General features: G+C 48.8%; 14 protein-coding genes and 1 pseudogene. 9 read left to right on the top strand and 6 right to left on the bottom strand.

Annotated features, from left to right (window positions below; genetic code table 11):
- Positions 1-632 precede the first annotated feature (632 nt).
- From OGX98_RS06035 to OGX98_RS06050, 4 genes are all read left to right on the top strand, one after another.
- The gene (locus OGX98_RS06035; protein WP_284096494.1) at positions 633-938 is read left to right on the top strand and encodes a conjugal transfer protein TraD; all 306 of its coding nucleotides are present in this window, start codon (positions 633-635) and stop codon (positions 936-938) included.
- A 391-nt stretch (positions 939-1329) separates the two neighbouring features.
- Positions 1330-1887, top strand: coding sequence for a type 4 pilus major pilin (locus OGX98_RS06040; RefSeq protein WP_286594979.1), 558 nt, complete (start codon positions 1330-1332; stop codon positions 1885-1887).
- 359 nt (positions 1888-2246) lie between these two features.
- Complete coding sequence (locus OGX98_RS06045; RefSeq protein WP_502873560.1) at positions 2247-2486, top strand: transcriptional regulator; 240 nt, start codon at positions 2247-2249, stop codon at positions 2484-2486.
- Between the two features lie 48 nt (positions 2487-2534).
- Entirely contained in the window at positions 2535-2690 is a 156-nt protein-coding gene (locus tag OGX98_RS06050) for a glutathione S-transferase N-terminal domain-containing protein (RefSeq protein ID WP_284096505.1), read from the top strand.
- Positions 2691-2866: 176 nt separating this feature from the next.
- Here the strand turns inward: OGX98_RS06050 and OGX98_RS06055 are convergent, their stop codons facing one another.
- Both OGX98_RS06055 and OGX98_RS06060 read right to left on the bottom strand, forming a co-directional pair.
- Positions 2867-3064, bottom strand: a complete 198-nt coding sequence (locus OGX98_RS06055; protein WP_286594970.1) for a hypothetical protein — start codon at positions 3062-3064, stop codon at positions 2867-2869.
- Positions 3065-3222: 158 nt separating this feature from the next.
- Positions 3223-4448: pseudogene (locus OGX98_RS06060) on the bottom strand (tyrosine-type recombinase/integrase).
- A gap of 638 nt (positions 4449-5086) precedes the next feature.
- On the opposite strand from OGX98_RS06060, the gene iroN reads away from it, so the two are divergent.
- Positions 5087-7261 (top strand): siderophore salmochelin receptor IroN, encoded by a 2175-nt coding sequence (iroN, locus tag OGX98_RS06065; RefSeq protein WP_156184447.1) that lies wholly within the window; start codon positions 5087-5089, stop codon positions 7259-7261.
- Between the two features lie 56 nt (positions 7262-7317).
- On the opposite strand, the gene OGX98_RS06070 is transcribed toward iroN, so the two are convergent.
- From OGX98_RS06070 to iroB, 4 genes are all read right to left on the bottom strand, one after another.
- The gene (locus tag OGX98_RS06070) at positions 7318-8265 is read right to left on the bottom strand and encodes an alpha/beta hydrolase (protein WP_225760728.1); all 948 of its coding nucleotides are present in this window, start codon (positions 8263-8265) and stop codon (positions 7318-7320) included.
- A gap of 82 nt (positions 8266-8347) precedes the next feature.
- A complete protein-coding gene (locus tag OGX98_RS06075) occupies positions 8348-9589 on the bottom strand; it encodes an alpha/beta hydrolase-fold protein (RefSeq protein WP_286594971.1) in 1242 nt (413 codons plus the stop codon).
- Positions 9590-9693: 104 nt separating this feature from the next.
- Complete coding sequence (gene iroC / locus OGX98_RS06080; RefSeq protein WP_286594972.1) at positions 9694-13350, bottom strand: salmochelin/enterobactin export ABC transporter IroC; 3657 nt, start codon at positions 13348-13350, stop codon at positions 9694-9696.
- 145 nt (positions 13351-13495) lie between these two features.
- Positions 13496-14611: a salmochelin biosynthesis C-glycosyltransferase IroB gene (gene iroB, locus OGX98_RS06085; RefSeq protein ID WP_045441427.1), complete on the bottom strand. Its 1116-nt coding sequence runs from the start codon at positions 14609-14611 to the stop codon at positions 13496-13498.
- Between the two features lie 1545 nt (positions 14612-16156).
- Here iroB and OGX98_RS06090 point away from each other — a divergent pair.
- From OGX98_RS06090 to OGX98_RS06105, 4 genes are all read left to right on the top strand, one after another.
- Positions 16157-16993 (top strand): alpha/beta fold hydrolase, encoded by an 837-nt coding sequence (locus OGX98_RS06090; RefSeq protein ID WP_284096488.1) that lies wholly within the window; start codon positions 16157-16159, stop codon positions 16991-16993.
- 214 nt (positions 16994-17207) lie between these two features.
- The gene (locus tag OGX98_RS06095; protein ID WP_048221711.1) at positions 17208-18218 is read left to right on the top strand and encodes a LacI family DNA-binding transcriptional regulator; all 1011 of its coding nucleotides are present in this window, start codon (positions 17208-17210) and stop codon (positions 18216-18218) included.
- A gap of 140 nt (positions 18219-18358) precedes the next feature.
- Positions 18359-19810: a Na+/H+ antiporter NhaC gene (nhaC, locus tag OGX98_RS06100; protein WP_045441430.1), complete on the top strand. Its 1452-nt coding sequence runs from the start codon at positions 18359-18361 to the stop codon at positions 19808-19810.
- 12 nt (positions 19811-19822) lie between these two features.
- Positions 19823-21025 carry a MalY/PatB family protein gene (locus OGX98_RS06105; protein ID WP_045441431.1) on the top strand — a complete coding sequence of 401 codons (1203 nt, stop codon included), beginning with the start codon at positions 19823-19825 and terminating at the stop codon, positions 21023-21025.
- Positions 21026-21629: the final 604 nt, after the last annotated feature.

Below are 21629 nucleotides of genomic sequence, written 5' to 3' on the forward strand. Positions count from 1 at the left end.
TCAAATATAAATGCTGCTGTTAGTTTTTCGCCAGAAAAACTTCGGTGTTGACGTTGACCTAGGTTTTGCTTTTAGCCTGCGGCAGGCAACCGTCGGTAGACCCCACACGCTCACGAAGTGAGTGTATAGGTGGGCATTGTCTTTATAAAAAAAAGCCAATGTAAAAACTCCCCCTTAGTTAATTAATACGAAATATACTGATGGTTGTAAAATGATGCGTTAAATTAAACGACATAAACTGGATTAAAGGTGTAGGTTTTACGTCTGAAGGACAAAATAGTAAAGAAAAGGCCCGTCAGGGCAAAAGAAGTACTAATTGTTCCCGCCGTAAGGCGGGATAGCTGAATTTGATGGAAAAGTCAATAAAACAGAAAGTGTTATGTGTTGCACAATTCGTAGGTTGAGGTTAGAAAACAGAGTTTAAAATTGATAGGTGAAAATAAAATAACAAAAGTACAAAAATAAGTAACACGGAGAGTGCCGGATGTTTTTGGTTAGTGAACACTATCAAATGCGTTTCACTATTTTATTTATGTACGTTCCAAGTTTTTTCTTCTGACAAAACGGTGTAAATTTGACGTTATTTATCTTTGTGGTAATTAAAATAAGATATAACAATCTAAGGAGGTAGTATGGATAATGAAAGTAAAAGATCAAGAACAGAAAAAATATTAAAGCAAAAAGTGGCATTTGCTCAACTTGAACTTAACCGCCTTAAGTCAATGGAAAAATCAGAGCAAAAGAAAGTTGAAACAAGACTCAAGATTATTCTTGGGGCGGAAGTAGCTAAGGCTATGAATTGTGGCGTCGAACAGGTGGATAAAGAACTTGTTATGGGGATTTTACTTTCAGCGTCTGAGTTGAATGATATTGAAAGAATCAGATATATAAAAGCAGGGAGATGGTTTCTTGCTCAAATGGATGGAAGACAAAAATAAAAAAACAAATAAATTTTATGACAGGGGTTGATATCTAATAAATCTCTGTTATCTATATAAAAGAACAGAACGCTGAATGATCTTTTTATTAATACATATTTTTTCCTTTCAACTCATGCGTTCTGTTCCACACAATAATTGTTTAATCTTTATTTTGTTTTATCATTATTATCACTTTTCATGAGAAACGTTAGTCTTTTATGATTAAGTGATGATAGATAAGAAGTGATAGTAAATGTTGTTTTTAAGTCTCCAGAAGGGCAAAGAGAAATCTTTGCCTTTTCTAATGTAATCCACTCGTCGGGATAATTAACATAATATCATTGAACAGGGTTGTTTATTTATCTTCATCGTTTATATCTCTTTTTGCCATTAAAACAAAAAGGAGATGATGATGATTTTATTGAAAAAAAGAAAAAGTAAGAAAGGTTTCTCACTACTTGAATTATTACTTGTGTTAGGGATTGTTGCAGCATTAGTGGTTGCGGCTTTTATTGTGTATCCCAAGGTTCAGGCTTCACAAAGAGCGCAAGCGGAAAGTAATAACATTGCCACTATACAGGCAGGTGTTAAAGCACTCTATACGTCAGCATCCAGTTTTACCGGACTAACGAACACCGTTGCTGTTCAGGCAAAAATCTTCCCTGACAATATGTTGAGTGGAACAGGTAATACAGCAAAGCCCATTAACGCATTCAAAGGGAATGTCACGCTGGTGGCTGCAGCTACAGGACCATCATCAGCGGCTGGGTCTTCTTTTACCATTACCTACAGCAATGTGCCTGCAGCGGAGTGTGTGAAGATTGCAACCGCAGCAGCAGGGAATTTTTATATTGCTACGGTCGGAACGAAGGTGGTTAAATCTGCTGGCGGAATGCTTGATGTAGCAGTGACAGCAGCTGCTTGTAATAGCGCAACGAACAACACATTAGTATTCACTTCTATTTAAATAAATATATTTATTTCGTTGATACAGAAAAGGGTTGTATGGCTCTTTTCTTTTTGTAAATCAACGGAGCCAAACAGCATCATTCATTATAATCGTTTCATTTATGGGACAATGCTAAGTTTATAACATGATTGTCTTTTAGTTGACAAAAACACGAATAAACATAAAAGGTTTATATTTTTATCTATTGTGATAAGAATATGTCAGTATAAATTATATTGTAATGATTTTTGAAGTAGTGTAGATTGATTATGAACTAATAAAGACATGACAGGTGATACGGAGATGGCCTCAACAAAAAATATCTGGAGTTCATATTAGGACAGTTATCATCATTAGAAGAAATAACTTCACGCGCAATGATGGGGGAGTTCATTATTTACTATCTCGGAAAGATTGTTGGCGGTATCTATGATGATCGTTTTCTTATCAAACCCGTTCGTTCTGCAAAAGCTTATATGCCTGTCGTTTCATATGAGTTGCCTTATGAAGGGGCAAAGGAAATGCTGTTGGTGGATAACGTCGATGATAAAGAATTTTTAGCAGGATTACTTGATGCAATGTATGATGAACTGCCGTTGCCTAAAGCCAAAAAATAACAGAGGAATAGGACAGTACAAATATATACATACCCTAAAAGCCGTTCACTGAGAGTTCTATGGGTTTTAGAAGAGCTTCGCATATCTTATGAAACAATAAAGGTTGATCCGCTCGAGCCTAATCCAGCCATAAAATCACCACATCCGAGAGGAAAGGTTCCGTATCAGATTGATGGCAATAATCATCTATTGATGAGACATTAGCAATTTGTTGCTATCTTTGTGATAAATATAATGGAACAGCGCTTTATTCTTCTGACTTAAAGACTAGAGCTTCGATCGACAGGGCAATGAGTAGGACTGCTTCCAATAAACCTCAAGATGCCGTTTAAGAGCAACCTAACCAGCACAGCCCTTATCATGCCTCATGTCAAAAGAAGTTAGTCTTCTTCTCTGAACAGCGTCGTCTTACATTTAGCACAAAGAATTCTTCTGTGATTATCCCACACTTGTATCAAACCAACATCGCTGAATTTTTCATGACCACAACTGTAGCAGAATATTTTACTCATATTGTGCATTTTAATATATTCATCTTTAGTCGGAAGTTGTTTCCAGTAGCCTAACAGTCCGGGCATAATTTCTCCTTGAGCTGTGTTCTGAAATTAATATCTTCTATCTATTACATTAACCCAACTGATTTAGTAAGAAATTATGCTTTATCACATTTTGGAGTGTGTAAGCTACTACCATTGCATTTGTAGCACTGTTATCGATGATAATGCTTACAAGTAGCTTAGCTGTTGGCAATACAATACCCCGACCAATCATCCATCAGCGCCACCCGCTTAGGCCACAACGTCCCACGCTGATACGCTGCCTCAGCCTTATCTGCCAGCTGGTGCGCCAATGCATGTTCAATAACCTCACGTTGATAGTCCGTTGCTTCACCAGCCCACTCGCGGAAAGTAGAACGGAAGCCATGCTGCGTTAAGCCACTATGTCCCATTCGTTTCAATACAGCTAATAACGACATATCAGAAAGGGTTTCAGCGCGAGGGGCGGGGAATACATGATTGTTATCTTTCAATCGTGGTAAATCCTTTAACAGAGCAACAGCAGCATCAGATAGAGGAACCCGATGTTCTTTTGCTGCTTTCATACGACTGGCGGGAATAGTCCATGTTTTACCTTTCAGATCGATCTCTGACCACTCTGCGCCACGAACTTCACCAGATCGAGAAGCCGTCAGGATAGAAAACTCCAACGCACGGGCTGAGATTCCTTTACGTTTGCGCAATTCAGACATAAAAGAACTGATTTCTTCATAAGGTAATGACGCATGGTGTTTCTGATCTTGCACTTTGCTTGGTAAGGGGAGGAGGAGTTTAAGCATCCCTTTCCATGCTGCTGGGTTATCACCTTCAAAATACTCTTTAGCCTTTGCGTAATCGATGATGGCTTCAATACGACCACGAAGACGACTAGCCGTCTCATTCTTGGTTAACCAAATAGGTTCCAGTATTGCCAGAAGATCAACTTTAGTGATTTCACCAATCACTTTTTGCCCAATGAATGGGTAGGCATAGGTTTCCAGTGTAGATCGCCACTGTGCAACATGCTTTTTATTCTTTAGCTCGCTACTTTTGATTTCTATCACGGCATCAGCGCATTCACGAAATGTCTTTTGCTTACGTGCCAGAGCTTCTTGAGCCGCTTTTCGAGCGTGTTTTACTGCTAGGGATCAATGCCATTACGGATCTGCTTACGGAGTTCACGCGCCTTATCGCGCGCTTCTGACAACGAAATTTCGGGATAGGGACCTAATCCCATGTTGAGGCGGCGGGGAACTGTTTTACCCGCTTTATTGATGCGGGTCCCCATTACAATACGCAAGCCCCAAACTCGTGAGCGTCCGATAATCCGAAGATATAGGCCATCAGCGCCACCAACGTAATATTCTGCATCGGCCTTAAGTTTAGAAACAGCCAGTGCAGACTGTTCTTTAGCTTTCTTTGGCATAAGTAGTATTTCATCGTGGTGCATTGGATGGTGCATAAAATGACAGATTTTAGACTGTTCAGCAATACATTACCGAACACTAAATAATGGCAATATATTGTTTTATATCCAAAAAATAGCATTTATTTAGAGTTGGGCGGTTGTATACTGTTGGTATCTTTTCAATATTATGAAGCCTACTACCGGGCTTTTGGGTGTGAATTTTCCTGTCCTTGCTCGTTCAAAACTGGCGTGGTTTTTATCTTTCGAACATAAGCCAGAAGCTGGTTTTCTGTTTTATCGCCTAAGAAACGTTATTTCTCCCGGCTACTGCTTTCGTAATTCGAAACTCTTTTGACTTTAGTATCGTGAAATGTACATCCACTGTGCACCAGTTGTATGGCGCAGCGCAGACGTGTTGACCATTCTTGTAATCTGCTTCGTGTCGGTTTTGTTCACCTCAATAATCGTACCTGTCAGCACGATTCTTACTTCTCCTTGTACACAAAACAAAATTCGCTAAAGGTTGCCTTACTTTTTATTAAATGATATTAATTATCATTATCATTGACGAATAATTATAATAATAAGAATACCTGGGAAGGGTGTGAGCTTAACGAACAACCACTTTAAAGTTAGGCATTTATTAGGGAATGGGTATGAGAATTAACAAGATCCTCTGGCCGCTAACCGCGATCCTTGTAGGGTTGAATAGTCAAGTATCAGCAGCCAAATCCACCGATGATAGCGGCGAGACCATGGTGATAGAAGCTACTGCTGAGCAGGTACTAAAACAACAACCTGGCGTATCGATTATTACCAGCGAAGATATTAAAAAGAACCCTCCGGTCAACGACCTTTCCGATATTATTCGCAAGATGCCAGGGGTAAATCTGACCGGTAATAGTGCATCGGGTACACGCGGTAATAACCGGCAAATTGACATTCGTGGCATGGGGCCGGAAAACACCTTAATTTTGATTGATGGTGTACCAGTGACGTCGCGCAACTCTGTGCGCTATAGCTGGCGTGGGGAACGCGATACCCGCGGTGACACCAACTGGGTACCGCCGGAACAAGTCGAACGCATTGAGGTGATTCGCGGCCCTGCGGCGGCGCGCTACGGTTCGGGTGCTGCGGGTGGGGTGGTGAACATCATTACCAAACGTCCCACCAACGACTGGCATGGTTCCCTGTCGTTATACACCAATCAGCCGGAAAGCAGCGATGAAGGTGCCACGCGTCGTGCCAACTTTAATCTCAGCGGGCCGCTGGTCGGCGATGTGCTGACTATGCGCTTGTATGGCAATCTGAATAAAACCGATGCCGACAGTTGGGATATTAACTCCGCAGCCGGAACTAAAAATGCGGCCGGGCACGAAGGGGTACGTAATAAAGATATTAACGGTGTGGTATCGTGGAAATTAAATCCGCAGCAAATCCTTGATTTTGAGGCTGGATATAGCCGGCAGGGAAATATTTATGCTGGCGATACGCAAAACAGCTCTTCTAATGCGGTTACCGAAAACCTCGCCAAATCCGGGGAAGAGACGAATCGCCTGTACCGTCAGAATTACGGCATTACGCATAACGGTATTTGGGACTGGGGACAAAGCCGCTTTGGTGTCTATTACGAAAAAACCAATAATACCCGTATGGATGAAGGGTTATCCGGTGGTGGTGAAGGGCGCATTTCGGCGGATCAGAGGTTCACTACCAACCGTCTCAACTCCTGGCGAACCAGCGGGGAACTCAATATTCCGCTGAATTTGCTGGTTGATCAGACGGTTACCGTTGGTGCGGAGTGGAGCCGCGATAGACTCGAAGATCCTTCTTCTACTGGCTTAACGGTGAGCGATAGTAATATCGGTGGTATTTCTGGCTCGGCTGCGGAACGCAGCAGTAAAAACCATTCCCAAATCAGCGCGCTATATATTGAAGATAATATTGAGCCTGTTGCCGGCACGAATATTATTCCCGGCCTGCGCTTTGATTATCTCAACGATTCCGGCGGTAACTTCAGTCCCAGTCTGAACCTCTCGCAGGAATTAGGTGATTACTTCAAAGTCAAAGCGGGGATTGCGAGAACCTTCAAAGCACCAAACCTTTATCAATCCAGCGAAGGTTATCTGCTCTACTCGAAAGGCAATGGTTGCCCAAAAGATATTACGTCCGGCGGTTGTTATCTGATTGGTAATAAAGATCTCGATCCGGAAATCAGTATTAACAAAGAAATCGGTCTGGAGTTCGCCTGGGAAGATTACCACGCCAGCGTGACCTACTTCCGCAATGATTACCAGAATAAGATCGTGGCCGGGGATAATATTATTGGGCAATCCTCATCCGGCGCATATATCCTCCAGTGGCAGAATGGCGGGAAAGCGCTGGTTGACGGTATTGAAGCCAGCATGGCGATCCCACTGGTGAAAGATCGTCTGAGCTGGAATACCAATGCCACTTATATGATCACGTCGGAACAAAAAGATACCGGCAACCCGCTTTCGGTCATCCCGAAATATACTATTAATAACTCTTTAGACTGGACTATCACTCAGGCGTTCTCTGCCAGCGTTAACTGGACATTATACGGCAGACAAAAACCGCGTACCCATGCGGAATCGCGCAGTGAAGATACTGGTGGTCTGTCAGGCAAAGAGCTGGGGGCTTATTCACTGGTAGGTACCAACTTCAATTACGATATTAATAAAAATCTGCGTCTTAATGTCGGGGTTAGCAATATCTTCGATAAACAGATCTACCGCTCTTCCGAAGGGGCGAATACCTATAACGAGCCTGGCCGGGCTTATTATGCCGGTGTTACTGCGTCATTCTGATCGCATTGTTACAGTCATACTGCCCGCGTATTAGCGGGCAGTATTTAGCGACTGGATTAATGACAGCTTGGGGTGTTATCCGCATTTTCACCGCTGATATCCAACAGTGCGCTGCGGAAAGAGGCGTTGAACATTGGGCCGTGCCCTTGCCCCGGGAAGTCCCAAAAGGTGGCATTGACACCTTTATCTTTCAGTATGGCGAGAGTGGTATGAATTTTCGTCAGCACCCCGGCAGCATGCGTTTCCTGGTTATCGCCTGGCGCCGCTGACCCTTCCATTATCGTCAGGTGCTTAGCGCAGTTTTGTGAGGGCTTGATCGCCGTGATGCGGTCCAGCAGAGAATCGTTGCCTCTGCCCAATGACGGGCTGGCGCTGTAGTATGCCTGGAAGTAAGAGGATGTCAGCCAGGAATCCAGTACGAACAGTCCGCCGTAGGAGTGTCCCCACAGGCCACGACGCTGTCGATCGATATTTAATCCTTGCTCCGCTTTTGCCGCAATACGTGTTTCAAGTAACTGACGGAAGTCATTGCTACCGCCGCTCTTACGACCCTGGCGACCACTTCTGGCGTTTGTTTTGCCGTTTTCTGTCGCTGCCGGCGTATAGTCGTAGGCCCTGCCATTGAGATCGAAGGGGAGGTTGGTCTGATATCCGACGACCACTATCACCGGTGGTGATTTGTCTGTCAGCTGTTCGAGCAGTTCGTCATTCAGGCGATCCATCACTGCGTTGCCGTCGAGCATATATAAAACAGGGTAGCCTGACGCTGGCGCGGTTTTATTCGGTACTGCCGTCCATACGCGATAATGGCGGGTGCCATCGGCGGAGTCGAACTGGTTGATGCTAAAGCGGTAAAACGCGGAGCCTTTATCGGCGATATTTGGCCCCAGCGGTTGCATATCCGGCTTTGCAAAAGTGTGCGCGCTATAAATGAGAGTGAGGCAAGAAAGAAGAGAAAAAAGCGCCTTGCGTGGGCGTGTCGAACGATACTCGCGGGCATACATCTGATAATTATTCCTTTTCCGCAGGTGACATTTTATTTTTTCATGAGCACATACAGTTGCCTGAAAGTGCTCGCGGGTCAAGCTAACCCTGCAGTAAGCCGAGCCCGTCAATCAGCGCGCCGCGCCACCATGCATAATCGTGGCCGCCGGTATAAATTGCGCAATGGCTGTCAACGCCGGCGTCAAGCAACCGCTGATGGAGTTGCTGAACGTGCGGCACCGTCGAACCCTCCAGAGAGCCCACGCACAGGCGGATACGCACGCCCTGCGGCGGGGCAGAAAGCAGATGCTCGCTCACCCATGAAATATCGCTTTCGCTAAATAGGTTTGGCCGGCTGGCGCCATCTGGCGTCCACCACATTGACGGGGAGTGGCTGAGCGCAAGACCGAAGGTTTCCGGCGCGTGGCGCGCGGCCATCAGCGCGCTGACCCCGCCGAGGCTCTGCCCGGCCAGTACGGTGCGTGAACGATCTGCCCAACGCCGCTGCGGTTGTTCAGCACGGATCGCCGGTAGCAGATGTCTGGCGATATCTTTTATCAGTTCGCTGCGTCCGCCGAGTATTGCAGTCCGTTCGCACTCATCGATGTTATCGATGCCCAGCACGGCCACGGGAACGATACGCCCGTTATTGATGGCGGCATCAATTGCCGCGCATACGCCAAGGTGATCAAACCAGGTTTCGCCATCGGGCAGCACTACCAGGCCGAGAGGCTGTGTGTTATCAACATCAGGAAGATAGAGCCGAATCCGGCGGGATTGCCCGGCGACAATTCGTACTGAGGTAAGCAATTGCCCGGCGTGGGCGCTACCGCTCCATTCGGCCTGGGCGGGGGCCTTATCGAGCGCCAGAACAGATTCCTGCGCACTTCCCCGTACGTTGATGCCTGGCGTCTTGTTTAGTGGATCAGCCTGCCCGGCGAGGGCGGCAAAGCGACCTCCCAAATGAGCAATCGTCTCATTTGACGTACCGGGGGGAATTTCTACCAGCGAATAGGAGCCGCAGTAGCTTGCAGGCAAACGCAGCGTCAGAGTCCAGATACCCGTGTCGGGAATGGCGGTCATCAGCCCCTTTGCCACGTACTCTTTATCCGTCACCCGATTCAACCGCAGATAAACTCCCTGCAGTGGATGTCGGGCGTGCCACAGGAAGGTCACTTCACGCTCATCTTCCACGCCTTCAGCCGGCACAACCATCGGTATATTCAGCGACTCAGCTTCGCGCCAGAAACGAGAAGGGTTGGTAATGCGGCCCGCGGCCAGCTGGTTGCTCAGGCTGGCGATGGCAGAGGGAGAGGCAGACGGATGTTGTGGCATATTCAGCATTCTATCTCGTTAAAAAATTTGGATACCAGTATGGAAAACTCAAGCGGCTATTCCCGGAACAGCCGCTTGAGAGCGTGTTGATTAATGTCTTACGCGTGTAATAACTATCCCACGATATCCCCCGTGATGTCGCGTTGGCGATGTGGTTTATTACTGCCGACGCTGTCGTGCCATAAGCGGGTATAGAGGCCGCCCGCGGCTAACAGTTGTTCGTGGGTGCCGTATTCCACCAACTGGCCTTTATCGACAACGGCAATCAGGTCGCAGCGTTGCGCGGTGGTCAGACGGTGCGCCACAATCAGCGCCAGGCGCTTCCCGGTATGTGCTACCTCCGTTAACGAGGACATTAATCGCTCTTCGGACGTACGATCCAGACGCGACGTGGCTTCGTCGAGCAGCAGGATGTGAGCATTTGCCAGTTGGGCACGGGCCAGTGCAATCTGCTGGCGTTGACCCGCGGAAAGATCCGCGCCGCCGTTATTCACCGGCGTACGGAATCCTTGCGGCAGATTTTGCACGGTCTCAAACAGTCCCACACACCGTGAAGCGATCTCAACTTCGGCGTTAGTGCTGGAGGGTCGCGAATAACGAATATTTTCCGCGATATCTCCGCTAAACAGCACCACATCCTGATCGACCAGCCCAACCTGGCGACGGTAATCGGCAAGCGAGGCATCCTCAATTAGCTTCTCGCCGATGCGGATCCTGCCGCTGGTGGGGGAATATAACCCGGCGATCAGCTTAATCAGCGTCGACTTACCGGCACCGCTGCGACCGACGACCGCGACGACTGTTCCCTCGGGGATAGTCAGGGTAAGCGAGTTTAGCGCCGGTTCAGGGGTATCGGGATAGCTGAACGTTACCTCTTCAAGGTGCAGCGCGCCGGTGGCTGGCTGTGCGGAAGAGGGCTCGACGTTCTCTGTGCCTTCGGTCGTCAGCAGTTCATCAATATGTTTACTGCTGGCTGTCGCTTGTTGCCAGGCGTCGACTATTCCTGATAGCTGCTGCACTGGTCCATAGAATTGCCCCAATAGCAGGAAGAAGGCAGCCAGCACCCCGGCAGTTATCTCACCTTCGGCGACTCGTGACGCGCCAACCAGCAGAACGGCAGCATAGGAAGCCTCAGTACAGAAGGTCAGGAACGGGAAATAGACGGCAAGGTATTTTTGCGCACGCACGCGGGTAGCGCGGAAGCGGTCTGATAACGCGCGCAGACGGGCGGCCTCCTGCTCCTGCTGGCCGTGCGATTGCACGACGCGCAAGCCGGAGACTTTCTCCTGCAGGGTGCTATTTACTTTACCTATTTCCAGCCGCGCCTGTGCATAAGCGGGGGAGCTCAGGCGACGATAGAGCCAGGTCGCCAGTGCGACTACCGGCACTGCGCTTAATGCCGTCAGTGCCAGAAGCGGGTCGAGCCAGAACATAGCTGCGGCGATGGCAAACATTGTCACCAGGCTGGTGGCCGCACCGGCAAGGCCGTTTTGCAAAAAGCGGGCGAGAGAGTCGACATCAACGGTCATGCGGGTCAGGCGCGAATCGACATGTTTTTCATGCCAGGGCAAGCCAAGATGCAGCATATGACCGAAGCTACGTAAGCGCACCGTATGCTGGACCGACTCCGCAGCCCTGGCGGCGAAGACCGTCTGCAGCGAATAACAGCACCAGCTCACAACTACCAGACACAAGGCGAGCAGGGCGCAGAGGCCGATAGTCGACATGTCACCTGCGGCGACGCCCAAATCAATGCCGCGCTGCAGCAGTATCAGTACCCCGACGCCTGCCGCGGAATCGATCGCGATCAGAAGGGCTGCGATGACGAACATCCACGCCACCGGCTTCAACAGTGAGGTAACTTTGCGGCCTTTACCGGCTAACGCTTGCTGTACTGCATTCTCCGGTACGTGGGTCATACGGGCGACAAAGCTTTTGCCATCCCCCTCCAGCGCATCGTTTTGCTCTACAGGTATTGCCGGCCATAATTCGCTGTGCCCACCAGGGGAAGGCGCGAGGAAATCGCTGTCGCCGGTTATAAGGGAGCGGAAGGCCGGACAGCGCGCTTCAAGCTCCGCCTGGGTTCCAATATCCACCACACGGCCTTTATCCAGCACCACAATCCGGCTGGCTAACTGAAGCGTTGAGCGGCGTCGGGCAATCACCAGCAGCATATGTTCCTCGTCGGCATAGCGACCCAGAGCGGTATTGATCTCCGCTTCGGTCCCGGCGTCGACTGCCGATGTGGTGTCATCGAGGACCAACACCTCTGGCGCAGTTATTAACGCCCGGGCCAGTGCGATTCGCTGCCTCTGCCCGCCGGAAAGATTGGTCCCGCGTTCGGTTAGCCGGGTATCAAAGCCTTTTGGCAAGGCGTTGATAAAACTGCTGGCCCCCGCTGCCGTCGCCGCGCGACGAATATCTTCTATCGTTGCCTGCGGGTGACCGTAGGCGATATTTTCCGCCACCGTACCGGCAAACAGAAAAGCATCTTCAAACACGACGCCCACCCGGCGGCGAAGTGCCTCCAGCTTGAGGTCGCGAAGGTTCTGCCGACCTGAGCGGGTGTTAAGCCATATCTCTCCGACGCTGGGATCGTAAAAACGCGCCAGCAGCATCAGTAGTGTCGATTTTCCGGAACCCGATGCTCCCACCACCGCCACGGTTTCACCGGCATGCAGAGAAAAGGAGACATCGCTAAGGATGCGTCTGCCATTACCGTAGTCGAAGCTCATTTTTTCCAGCTCCAGACCGACAACCTGGCCGTTGACTGCCTCAGTCCCGTCCTCCATTTGTGAACGGGTGTCGATCAGGGCAAATACCCGCTCCACGGAAGCCTGGGTTCGCTGGGCAATGACCAGAAACGACGCCAGCACACGAGTCGGCCCGGTCAGCATCGCGAGGAAACTGGCAAACGCCACGAAGGTTCCGAGATCAATCCGTCCGTGCATGACTGACCAGCCGCCGTAGCATAGCAGGACGATTTGCCCAAGTACTGGAAGCGCCAGCATGGTGGCGCCTGGCATTGCTTGCGAGATGGCCGCGCCGATGCGAACACGTACTATCTGCCGTGACTGGCGGTCCAGCCAGCGCGTTTCACGAAGCTCCGCCACGCAGGATTTCACCACAGAGATCTGTGCCAGCACTTCGCGCATATGTTCGGTGAGATTCGCCAGCCGGTCCGAGGCCAGACCGGTTTGTGAGAACACTCGCCGGCGGGCGCGTAGCGCGGTGATGGCCAGGCATGCCAGTACGCAAACGACGATTAGCGTCATTGCTGGTGACATCCACAGCATTACTGCAATTCCGGCGATGTAATAGGTGAATACTGCCAGCGGTACCGGGCACATCTGCAACAGAGTATGCACCTGCTGCAGATCGCTGTTGGTCCGTGAAATCACCAGTCCGGTGCGCAGAGCGTCCTGACCCGCGCCATCCAGTTTCTGAATACTGTCGAAGGCCCGTCCCCGCAGGGTGTGCTGTACCCAGAGCGATAGCTCCCCGGCATAACCGCGGCGCACGTAGTTACCGATGAAATCAAAAAAGGCGATCAGCAGTAGCCCGCAGGCCAGCCACGGCAGGCGGGTAGGATTGCCTGCCAGCGCGTCGTTCACTGCTTGCCGCGTCAATAATGGCGTCAGCGCAGCCAGCAAAATGGTCGATACCGACGCCACTACCACGATGGTGCTAAGTTTCTTACGTTCCCAGCACACGCGACCAAGGCGAACTATCCAGGAGCGCGCAGGGGTGGGAGAGTGAGTCGCAGGCATTAAGCCTCCTCCGTCTGTAAAAAATACGATCCGGAACGGATCGAACTGCAAAAAAAAGAGCGCCAGCGCGTTCCGGTCTCGTATCGGTACGGGAGAGTAGATCCGGGATTTGTGCTGGCGCATTATCTTCATGACAGCGTGGTGGCTATCCTTTTTGCGCCATCGCGATCAGGCTTTTCGCCACCTCAGTCGGGCAGGCTTGCGCCGCCATTTCCGCCGCCACCTCTTCAGAGGCGGCACGAAGCGCACGATTTTCAAGGAAGGCATTGATCATGGCGCTCGACAGGCCGCCGTCGCCGGGGATGATCCCGCAGCCGCGATCGACTACGGCGCGGGCATTCACTGGGCGATCGGCGCCTTCACCGAATACGATTTGCGGAATCCCGGTGTGGAGCGCCGTCAGAGTGTTACCAGCGCCGCCATGATGAATAAATCCATCGGCGCCGTTGAGGAAGACACCCATTGGGATCCAGTCGACCAGGCGAACATTTGACGGCAGCGAGCGCAGATCGGATCGCGCATTGGGCGACAGATGCAGGATGATTTCGGCATCGACTTCACTGGCGGAATCCATCACCCAGGAGATCAGGTCAAGACCGTCAACCATCGGTTTGACGGTCCCGAGGCTGACCAGCAGACGTTTACGATCGGGCGTTCTCTCCCACCATTCTTCCCATACCGCGCCGCCGTTGTAGGGGACGTATTGCATAGGAATAACAGGCTCGCCGTCGTTTTGCAGAATGCTCATACTCGGCGGCGTTACGTCGATCCATGCCATATCACGCGGCGCGGCCTCGACCCCGTGTCGGCGATAGGCGTCTGCGAGCGATCGCGTCACGCCTTTGATATGCCAGGGAGTATGGCCGAAGCCGACGGTCTGCATCACGACCGGTATGTTGTATTTGGCGGCAATCAGCGGCCCGACGACCCCAAGTGGAGGGTAGACGATGAGATCGGGTCGCCAGTGTCCGGCGAACTCCACCAGGTGGTCGGCCATCTCTTCGCTGAAGAACGAGAAGTTGCCCATTTTGGTACCGATGTTACTTTCCTTTCGCTGCGCTTCACGGCGGCGATAGTCGGCTTCAGAATCAAAACCGGGAGCGGCGTCAAACACCACCAGCCCAGCCTCTGCCGCTTTCTGGGCGAATTTTCCTCCGCTGGCGATCAACACTTCGTGGCCGTTTACGCGAAAAGCCTGTGCCAGAGACAGCACCGGATACAGCAGCCCATAGAGAGGCGGGCCTACAAACAGAATACGCATGAGAAAATCCTTCTCCGCTTGACGAATTAAATCAGGAAGTCGACGCAGTCATGTGCCAGTCAGCAGGTCGTTAATTTTCGTTAAACCTGCTTTGCCAGATGCTGCACCATTTTTGAGTTTCTCCAGCGTTACGCACGGCCCTGCCGACGACTATTTCGCAGCAGGCTATTCCGTGACGTACGCTGGAGAATCGGGAACTCCGTGTCCCGACTTCCATTAACGCTTGAGCGCCTTTGTCCTGTTGAACAGTCAAAACAGCGCCGTGCTGCCACGACGCAGTGTTCTGACGCATTTGTGCTGTGTGAGACCGGTCAACGAATCTGGAGATGTCCTTGATTCCTTAGACACACGGTTTGCATCATCCTGACGGAGTCGCCTTCGTTGGTCGGTAAGTGGAAAAAACGTCGTTGTTCAGGCGATGTTTGTTCCCTTACAGCCTCTGTATACCTTGCCAGATAAACCACAAACGCAAATGCTAATGATAATCATTACTAATATCATTTGAAGATTGCAACAATAATTTAGATCATTGATGAAATGGGAAACGCTTATCGGAAAAATCGTAGGTGGGTTTGAGGAGAGGAGACTGGCACGAAGCGCTGACCCGCTGCGGCCTGAGAAGAGGCTGAAGCGGTTACCGGTAACCTCAATGGCTGGTATCAGGACATGACCTTTCGAGGCATCCGTTATTCAGGTGCAGTGGCATAATAATCTGGGTAGAAAACATCATAGGGTATCGCTAAAGATTTACCGTTGATCGTTCTTTGTATTTATGTAGACAATTGTTGTGATAATTGTTGCGTAATTGATAGTGGCAACCATTACTACTCATGTGAACGACCAGCCATTGGTTGGAAGATAATCATCTGTATCATTCCAACTTTTTCCTGTTGGGGGATTGAATGTTTCTTTACTACATACACTCTTGGTCGATAGCTACTATGCCACGTGAGTTACATCGTGCCGATTGTTGGTACTTGTTAAGACAAGATCTAAATAACTTCACTCTGCTGGGGTCGTTCAAAGACTCTGCGGCAGCACTTAAAAAATCCCATGAAGTAGTAAGCAATAGAGTTATTCAATGCCCGTTTTGCAGCGAATAATGACTACAGCGCGATGGATAAGGCGGGTAAGTCCCGCAAAAAGTAACGGTGACCACATAGCCTGCTCATTGAGTGGGCTTTTTAATGACGGGTTTCTGCTGTAGATGAATAAGCGACTTTATGGCAAAGCTTCGGCAAGTTATGTATGGCTCAATCAGGGCACGTTTCACCCTCTGCATTGATAGTTCTCTCGTAGAATGGAGGTTGTTATTCAGATAAGTGGATGTTAGTTAATAATTATTTATATTCGTTGTTCTGTTCATCTTAGTCGCTATATATCCGAAAAACCAATAATAAAAGGTTACTTAATTTTGCGTCTATACTCACTAAGCCTTACAGATGTTCATATTCATTGATATGTAACATGCCAGTAAGACGTTGAGTGTTTGACTGATTTACCATCAAACTTTTGGCTGAATATCCTCACGAGGGAAATACAACTATGTCATTTGTAAAAACTAAAGATGGTGTAAACATTTTTTATAAAGACTGGGGAGCAAAAGAAGCTCAACCGATAGTATTTCATCATGGCTGGCCATTGAGTGCGGATGACTGGGATAACCAGATGTTATTCTTTCTGAATCAAGGCTATCGTGTTATTGCAATTGATCGTCGTGGCCATGGGCGCTCAGACCAGGTTAGCGAAGGTCATGATATGGACCACTATGCTGCAGACGTTTCTGCCGTTGTGGAGCATCTGGATCTTCGTAACGCTGTGCATGTTGGTCACTCCACTGGAGGCGGTCAGGTGGCTCGATATGTTGCCCAATATGGACAACCGCAAGGGCGTGTCGCGAAAGCCGTGCTGATAAGCGCTGTGCCGCCACTTATGGTAAAAACTGAAGATAACCCTGGTGGGACGCCAGTCAGCGTTTTCGATGAGTTCCGTCAGGCTCTTGCCGCAAATCGCGCTCAGTTCTATCTTGACGTGGCGTCCGGGCCCTTTTATGGGTTCAACCGGGAGGGTGTTGAGGCTTCAGATGGAACCATCCAAAACTGGTGGCGACAGGGCATGATGGGGAGCGCAAAAGCACACTATGAGGGTATTAAAGCATTTTCTGAAACCGATCAGACTGATGATTTGAAATCCATTACGGTGCCTGTTTTGGTCATGCAGGGAGATGATGACCAGGTTGTCCCTTATAAAAATGCCGCACTTTTACAGGATCAATTGCTCGTTAATAGCATTCTGAAAATATATCCGGGTTATCCACATGGTATGCATACCTCTCATGCAGATGTAATTAATAAAGATCTGCTGCAATTTATTCAGTCCTGAAAATGTTCTGAAGCTGGGGTTATTTTTTTCTCGGCTTCAGAATATGCATGGTATTTTCATGTTGCGCTTTAATTTTTAGCTATGCATGTTATGCACTAATTAGTGCTGAAATTAGTCATCGATTTTGCTATGTTACGTGGCAGATATACGAGTAAATCCTGAAAATAAGAATGCTATCAGCCAAATACGTAATATGAAAATATAAGGAACTGAAATGGCGACAATAAAGGATGTTGCATTGCTGGCGAAAGTCTCAACAGCAACAGTTTCACGTGTTATCAATCAAACCGCATGGGTCGAACCCGTCACGCGTGAGCGTGTGGAAAAGGCCATGCGTGAACTCAATTACCACCGTAATGCCGCAGCGATTGCACTGGCCAAACGTAGTGGTGACATGCTTGGATTATTAACCGGTAATCTTGCTGATCCCTTTTTCGCTCGCCTTGCGCGTGGTGTGGAGGAAGTTTCACGCAAACAGCAATTTCGTCTGATGGTTTGCAGCGGTGGTCATGATGAAGGAATGGAAAAAGCCGGGCTTGATTTTCTAATTAATCAGGGGTGTGAGGCTATTGTGGTGCATGCCAGTAGATTGTCCGAGAAAGAGCTCCTTCGTTATGCGGCTCATTTCCCGGCGATGGTGATCGTGAACCGTTATATTGCCGGGATGGCCAATCGTTGTGTATGGCTTGAAAATTGTAATGCCGCTAAAACAGCAACACTTCATTTACTGGAAAAAGGGCATCGTTGTATTGCCTGTGTGACAACTGATTTGCCGATTATCGATCGCCGCGAGCGTCTGGAAGGATATCGCCAGGCGATGGCTGAATATGGCATTACCCCGGAAAAAAACTGGGTGATTAGCGTACCTTTTAACGAAGAAGGGGGGGAGCGCGCAGCGCATCAGCTTCTTAACTGCAATATACCTTTCACCGCAGCGGTGACGTTTAACGATGTGATGGCAGCGGGTATCATGCGCATCCTTCATCAGAAAGGGATTAATCTGCCACGTCAGCTTTCTATTGTCGGGTTCGATGATGTGGTAATGGCGCGTTATCTCTATCCGGCACTCACAACGATGCACTACCCGGTTGAGCGCATGGCGCGCTGTGCTTCGCAACTGGCGATACAACTTTTCAAGGGCGCAACTCAGCAGCCCAGCATCAACAAGTTCACTGCAGAACTGGTGATCCGGGATTCTGTTCTTCCTCTCCAGGTCAATGACTAAGCCGTCAAGGATTTCAATTGTGATCTGGTTCAAATTTAGTTATCTCATGTAATCGCTTACATGAAGGCGAATGGACGATCACATCAGGGAAAAGGGGGCTCCTCTACTCTTGAGCGACCTTACAGACAGGAGATCCATTTATGAATGCCTCTCAAAATCAGAAAAAAACACTCTCATTTGGTTTAGCGCTGATACCCATTGCAGCCATGCTGCTATTGCTGATCATTGGTTACGGCATCATGGGATTACGCATTGAACCCCTGCTGCTCTGTTCTGCTGCTGTAGCCGCAGGTATTGCATGGTGGCAGGGCTATACCTGGGAAGACATCATCAGTTCGGTGGTTGATAAACTCGCTAAAGCGATGCCGGTCATCATGATTTTGATCTGCGTTGGCGGGCTAATCGGAACATGGATGTTCAGTGGAACCATACCCTATATGGTGTACTGGGGACTTAAATTAATAAGCCCTGAATACATTCTGATCGCCGCATTCTTTTTGACCAGTGTGGTGTCCGTATGTACCGGAACATCATGGGGTTCAGCAGGAACGGTGGGGGTTGCGCTCATGGGCGTAGCTGCGGGACTGGATGTGTCTCTTGCCGCAGCGGCAGGAGCTGTTGTTTCTGGTGCTTACTTTGGCGATAAAATATCGCCTCTGTCTGATTCCACCAACTTTGCTGCGATTGTCGCTGATACGACTCTGTTCGAACATATTCAGCATCTGTTGTGGACAACTATCCCTTGTTTCCTGCTTGCCGCTGTGGTTTATCTGATTGCCGGCCATAGCAGTATGCTCGGTGAGGTCGCTACGCCACAGCGCGTCACCGATATCGTGAACTCCCTTGAGACTTTATATCACTTTAATATCGTTCTGATTTTGCCACCTGTCATTGTTTTATACGGGGCGATTCGCAAGAAACCTGTTATTCCTTTGATGCTGAGCGCATGCGTGCTGGCTCTGATTCTGGGTGTGATGATGCAGGGACTGAGCATCAAGCAAGGACTGGATGCCTTTATTGATGGATTCAAAATCGAGATGTTCCCGACCGGAGCTGAAGGGATCATTGCTGATGTCCCACGCCTACTGAATCGTGGTGGCATGTTCTCAATGATGAGCACTATCCTTCTTGTCTTTTGTGCCTTTTCTTTTGCCGGCGCCTTAACACTGACGGGGGCGCTCAACATCATTATCAACCGATTACTGACGATTATTCATAGTGTTGGTCAACTGATCGCCGCGACCATAGCAACCACTATTCTGGTTACAGGGGCAACCAGCGACGGCAAACTGGCGCTTCTGGTTCCCGCTGAACTGTTCAAAGATGCCTACCGGCGCATGGGGCTGGATACCAAAAACCTTTCAAGGACAATTGAAGACGCAGGAACCGTCATTGAGCCTCTGTTGCCATGGACATCTGCAGGGGTATATATGGCCACTACATTAGGTGTCAGTACGCTGGATTTGCTGCCCTGGGCTGTGCAGTGCTATTCAGCCATCTTTTTTGCTTTGATTTATGGCTTCACTGGAATCGGTATTGCCAGGCTATCCCCCATGCCTGGAAAAGAGAAGACGACTGTGGCTGCAGAATAGGAAGGGACAATAATGGATTTTAATAAGATTATCGATCGCCACAATACAGGCTCGCTGAAATGGGATTTTATTGCGCGCTATTTTGGCGAGGATACAAATGAACTGTTGCCGATGTGGGTTTCTGATTTTGACTTTACCTGCCCGGAAGCAGTTCAGCATGCTTTATCCCAAAGAATTGAACACGGTATTTTCGGTTACAGTGAACGCCCGCAAACGTACTATGATTCCCTCATTTCATGGTTCTCGACACGGCACCAACTGAAGCTGCAGCAAGAATGGATCTGCAGTATTGAAGGCGTGGTTCCTGGGTTATCTTTACTGGTGCAAATGCTGAGTCATCCTGGGGAAGGGGTGGTGGTTCAGGGGCCTTATTATGGTTCATTTTCCAAAATAATATCTCTAAATGGCAGGCGGTTACTGGAGAATCCGTTACATGAGGATGCGGAAACGGGTTACAAAATGGATCTCATTCACCTGGAAATGTTATTCCGTACTGAACGCCCTCCATTGATGATTTTGTGTAATCCTCATAACCCTACCGGGCGTTGTTGGTCTGCCCAGGAACTGGAGCAACTACTCCAGTTGTGTGAGACCTATAATGTCACGTTACTCTCGGATGAAATATGGGCCGATCTGTTACTTCCTGGGGAACGATTCACCTCGGTTTTACATCTGGGAGAACGCTGGCATTCGCGAGTGATATCTGCAACTTCCGCCAGTAAGACGTTTGGTTTATCAACTTTACGCATAGCAAACTTTCTCATCCCGGCCCAGGGATTACGCGAACAATTTTTACGCCGTCTGGATGCTCATGGACTGGATGTTTTCAATGCGCTTTCTATCGAGGCGAGTACTGCAGCCTGGCAACATGGTGCTCGCTGGCTGGACGAGTTACTGGGTTATCTGGCAGAAAATCGCCGATGGTTTGTTACACAGGTTAATGAATATCTCCCATGGGCACGTATTGTCCCCGCCCAGGGTACTTATCTGCTGTGGATAGATTGCAAAGAACTGGGACTGGATGATGAACAGCTCAAATGGGTAATGGTTGATGTTGCAGGCATTGCACCGTCTATGGGCAATGGCTTTGGGTCGGCCGGCAACGGTTTTATCCGCCTGAACCTGGGGTGTCCACGCGCATATCTCGAAAAAGCGCTAGAGGGGTTGAAGCGTATTGCATACATGCCTTCAAAGAAAGGGCATCCCATCCGTTAATCCAGAATGATAATGCTTTTATTCTTCTGCATACCCGTTGAAGTCTTTAACGTAAGGCCTGGCGGGGACTCTCGATATTGAGTCTGTATATACCGGCAAGGGGGAAGATAATCTCCCTTGCCGATAAAGCCCCGTTTTTATTACCCACTGATTTTCACCCTTTAATAGCCTCAGCCGTTGAACTTCGTCGCCCTTAGGCGATAGATACCCGTTTTAATAACAGAAGTTACAGCACCTCGGATGCATTTTCTGATTGCTATTGTGGCTTCATTTTATGAGTTAGTGACGGGTAGAACATTACGAATTTTGATTGTTGGCGGTTGTGGTATTGATTGCTTTTATGGCCTGAGTTTTACGCCACGTCATTTATTGTTTATTAACGTTTGCCCTTACACTTTCTGTTGTTTAGTGGAAAATCTTTTTCATAAAAAATACGTATTGTTTTATTTTCATTGATTTCCATCATTATTGATTCTCTTCATTGTAAAAATTCCATTGTTTTTCACTCCCTCGGAATATGTTACCAGCGCTGAAGCAATCCGCAGGCAGAATATCCTGATTTGCAGTGTAATTATCTATTAACAATTAGCAGAAAATTCTTATT

Source organism: Citrobacter sp. Cm046 (assembly GCF_030333065.1).
GTDB classification, from domain to species: Bacteria; Pseudomonadota; Gammaproteobacteria; order Enterobacterales; family Enterobacteriaceae; genus Citrobacter; species Citrobacter murliniae.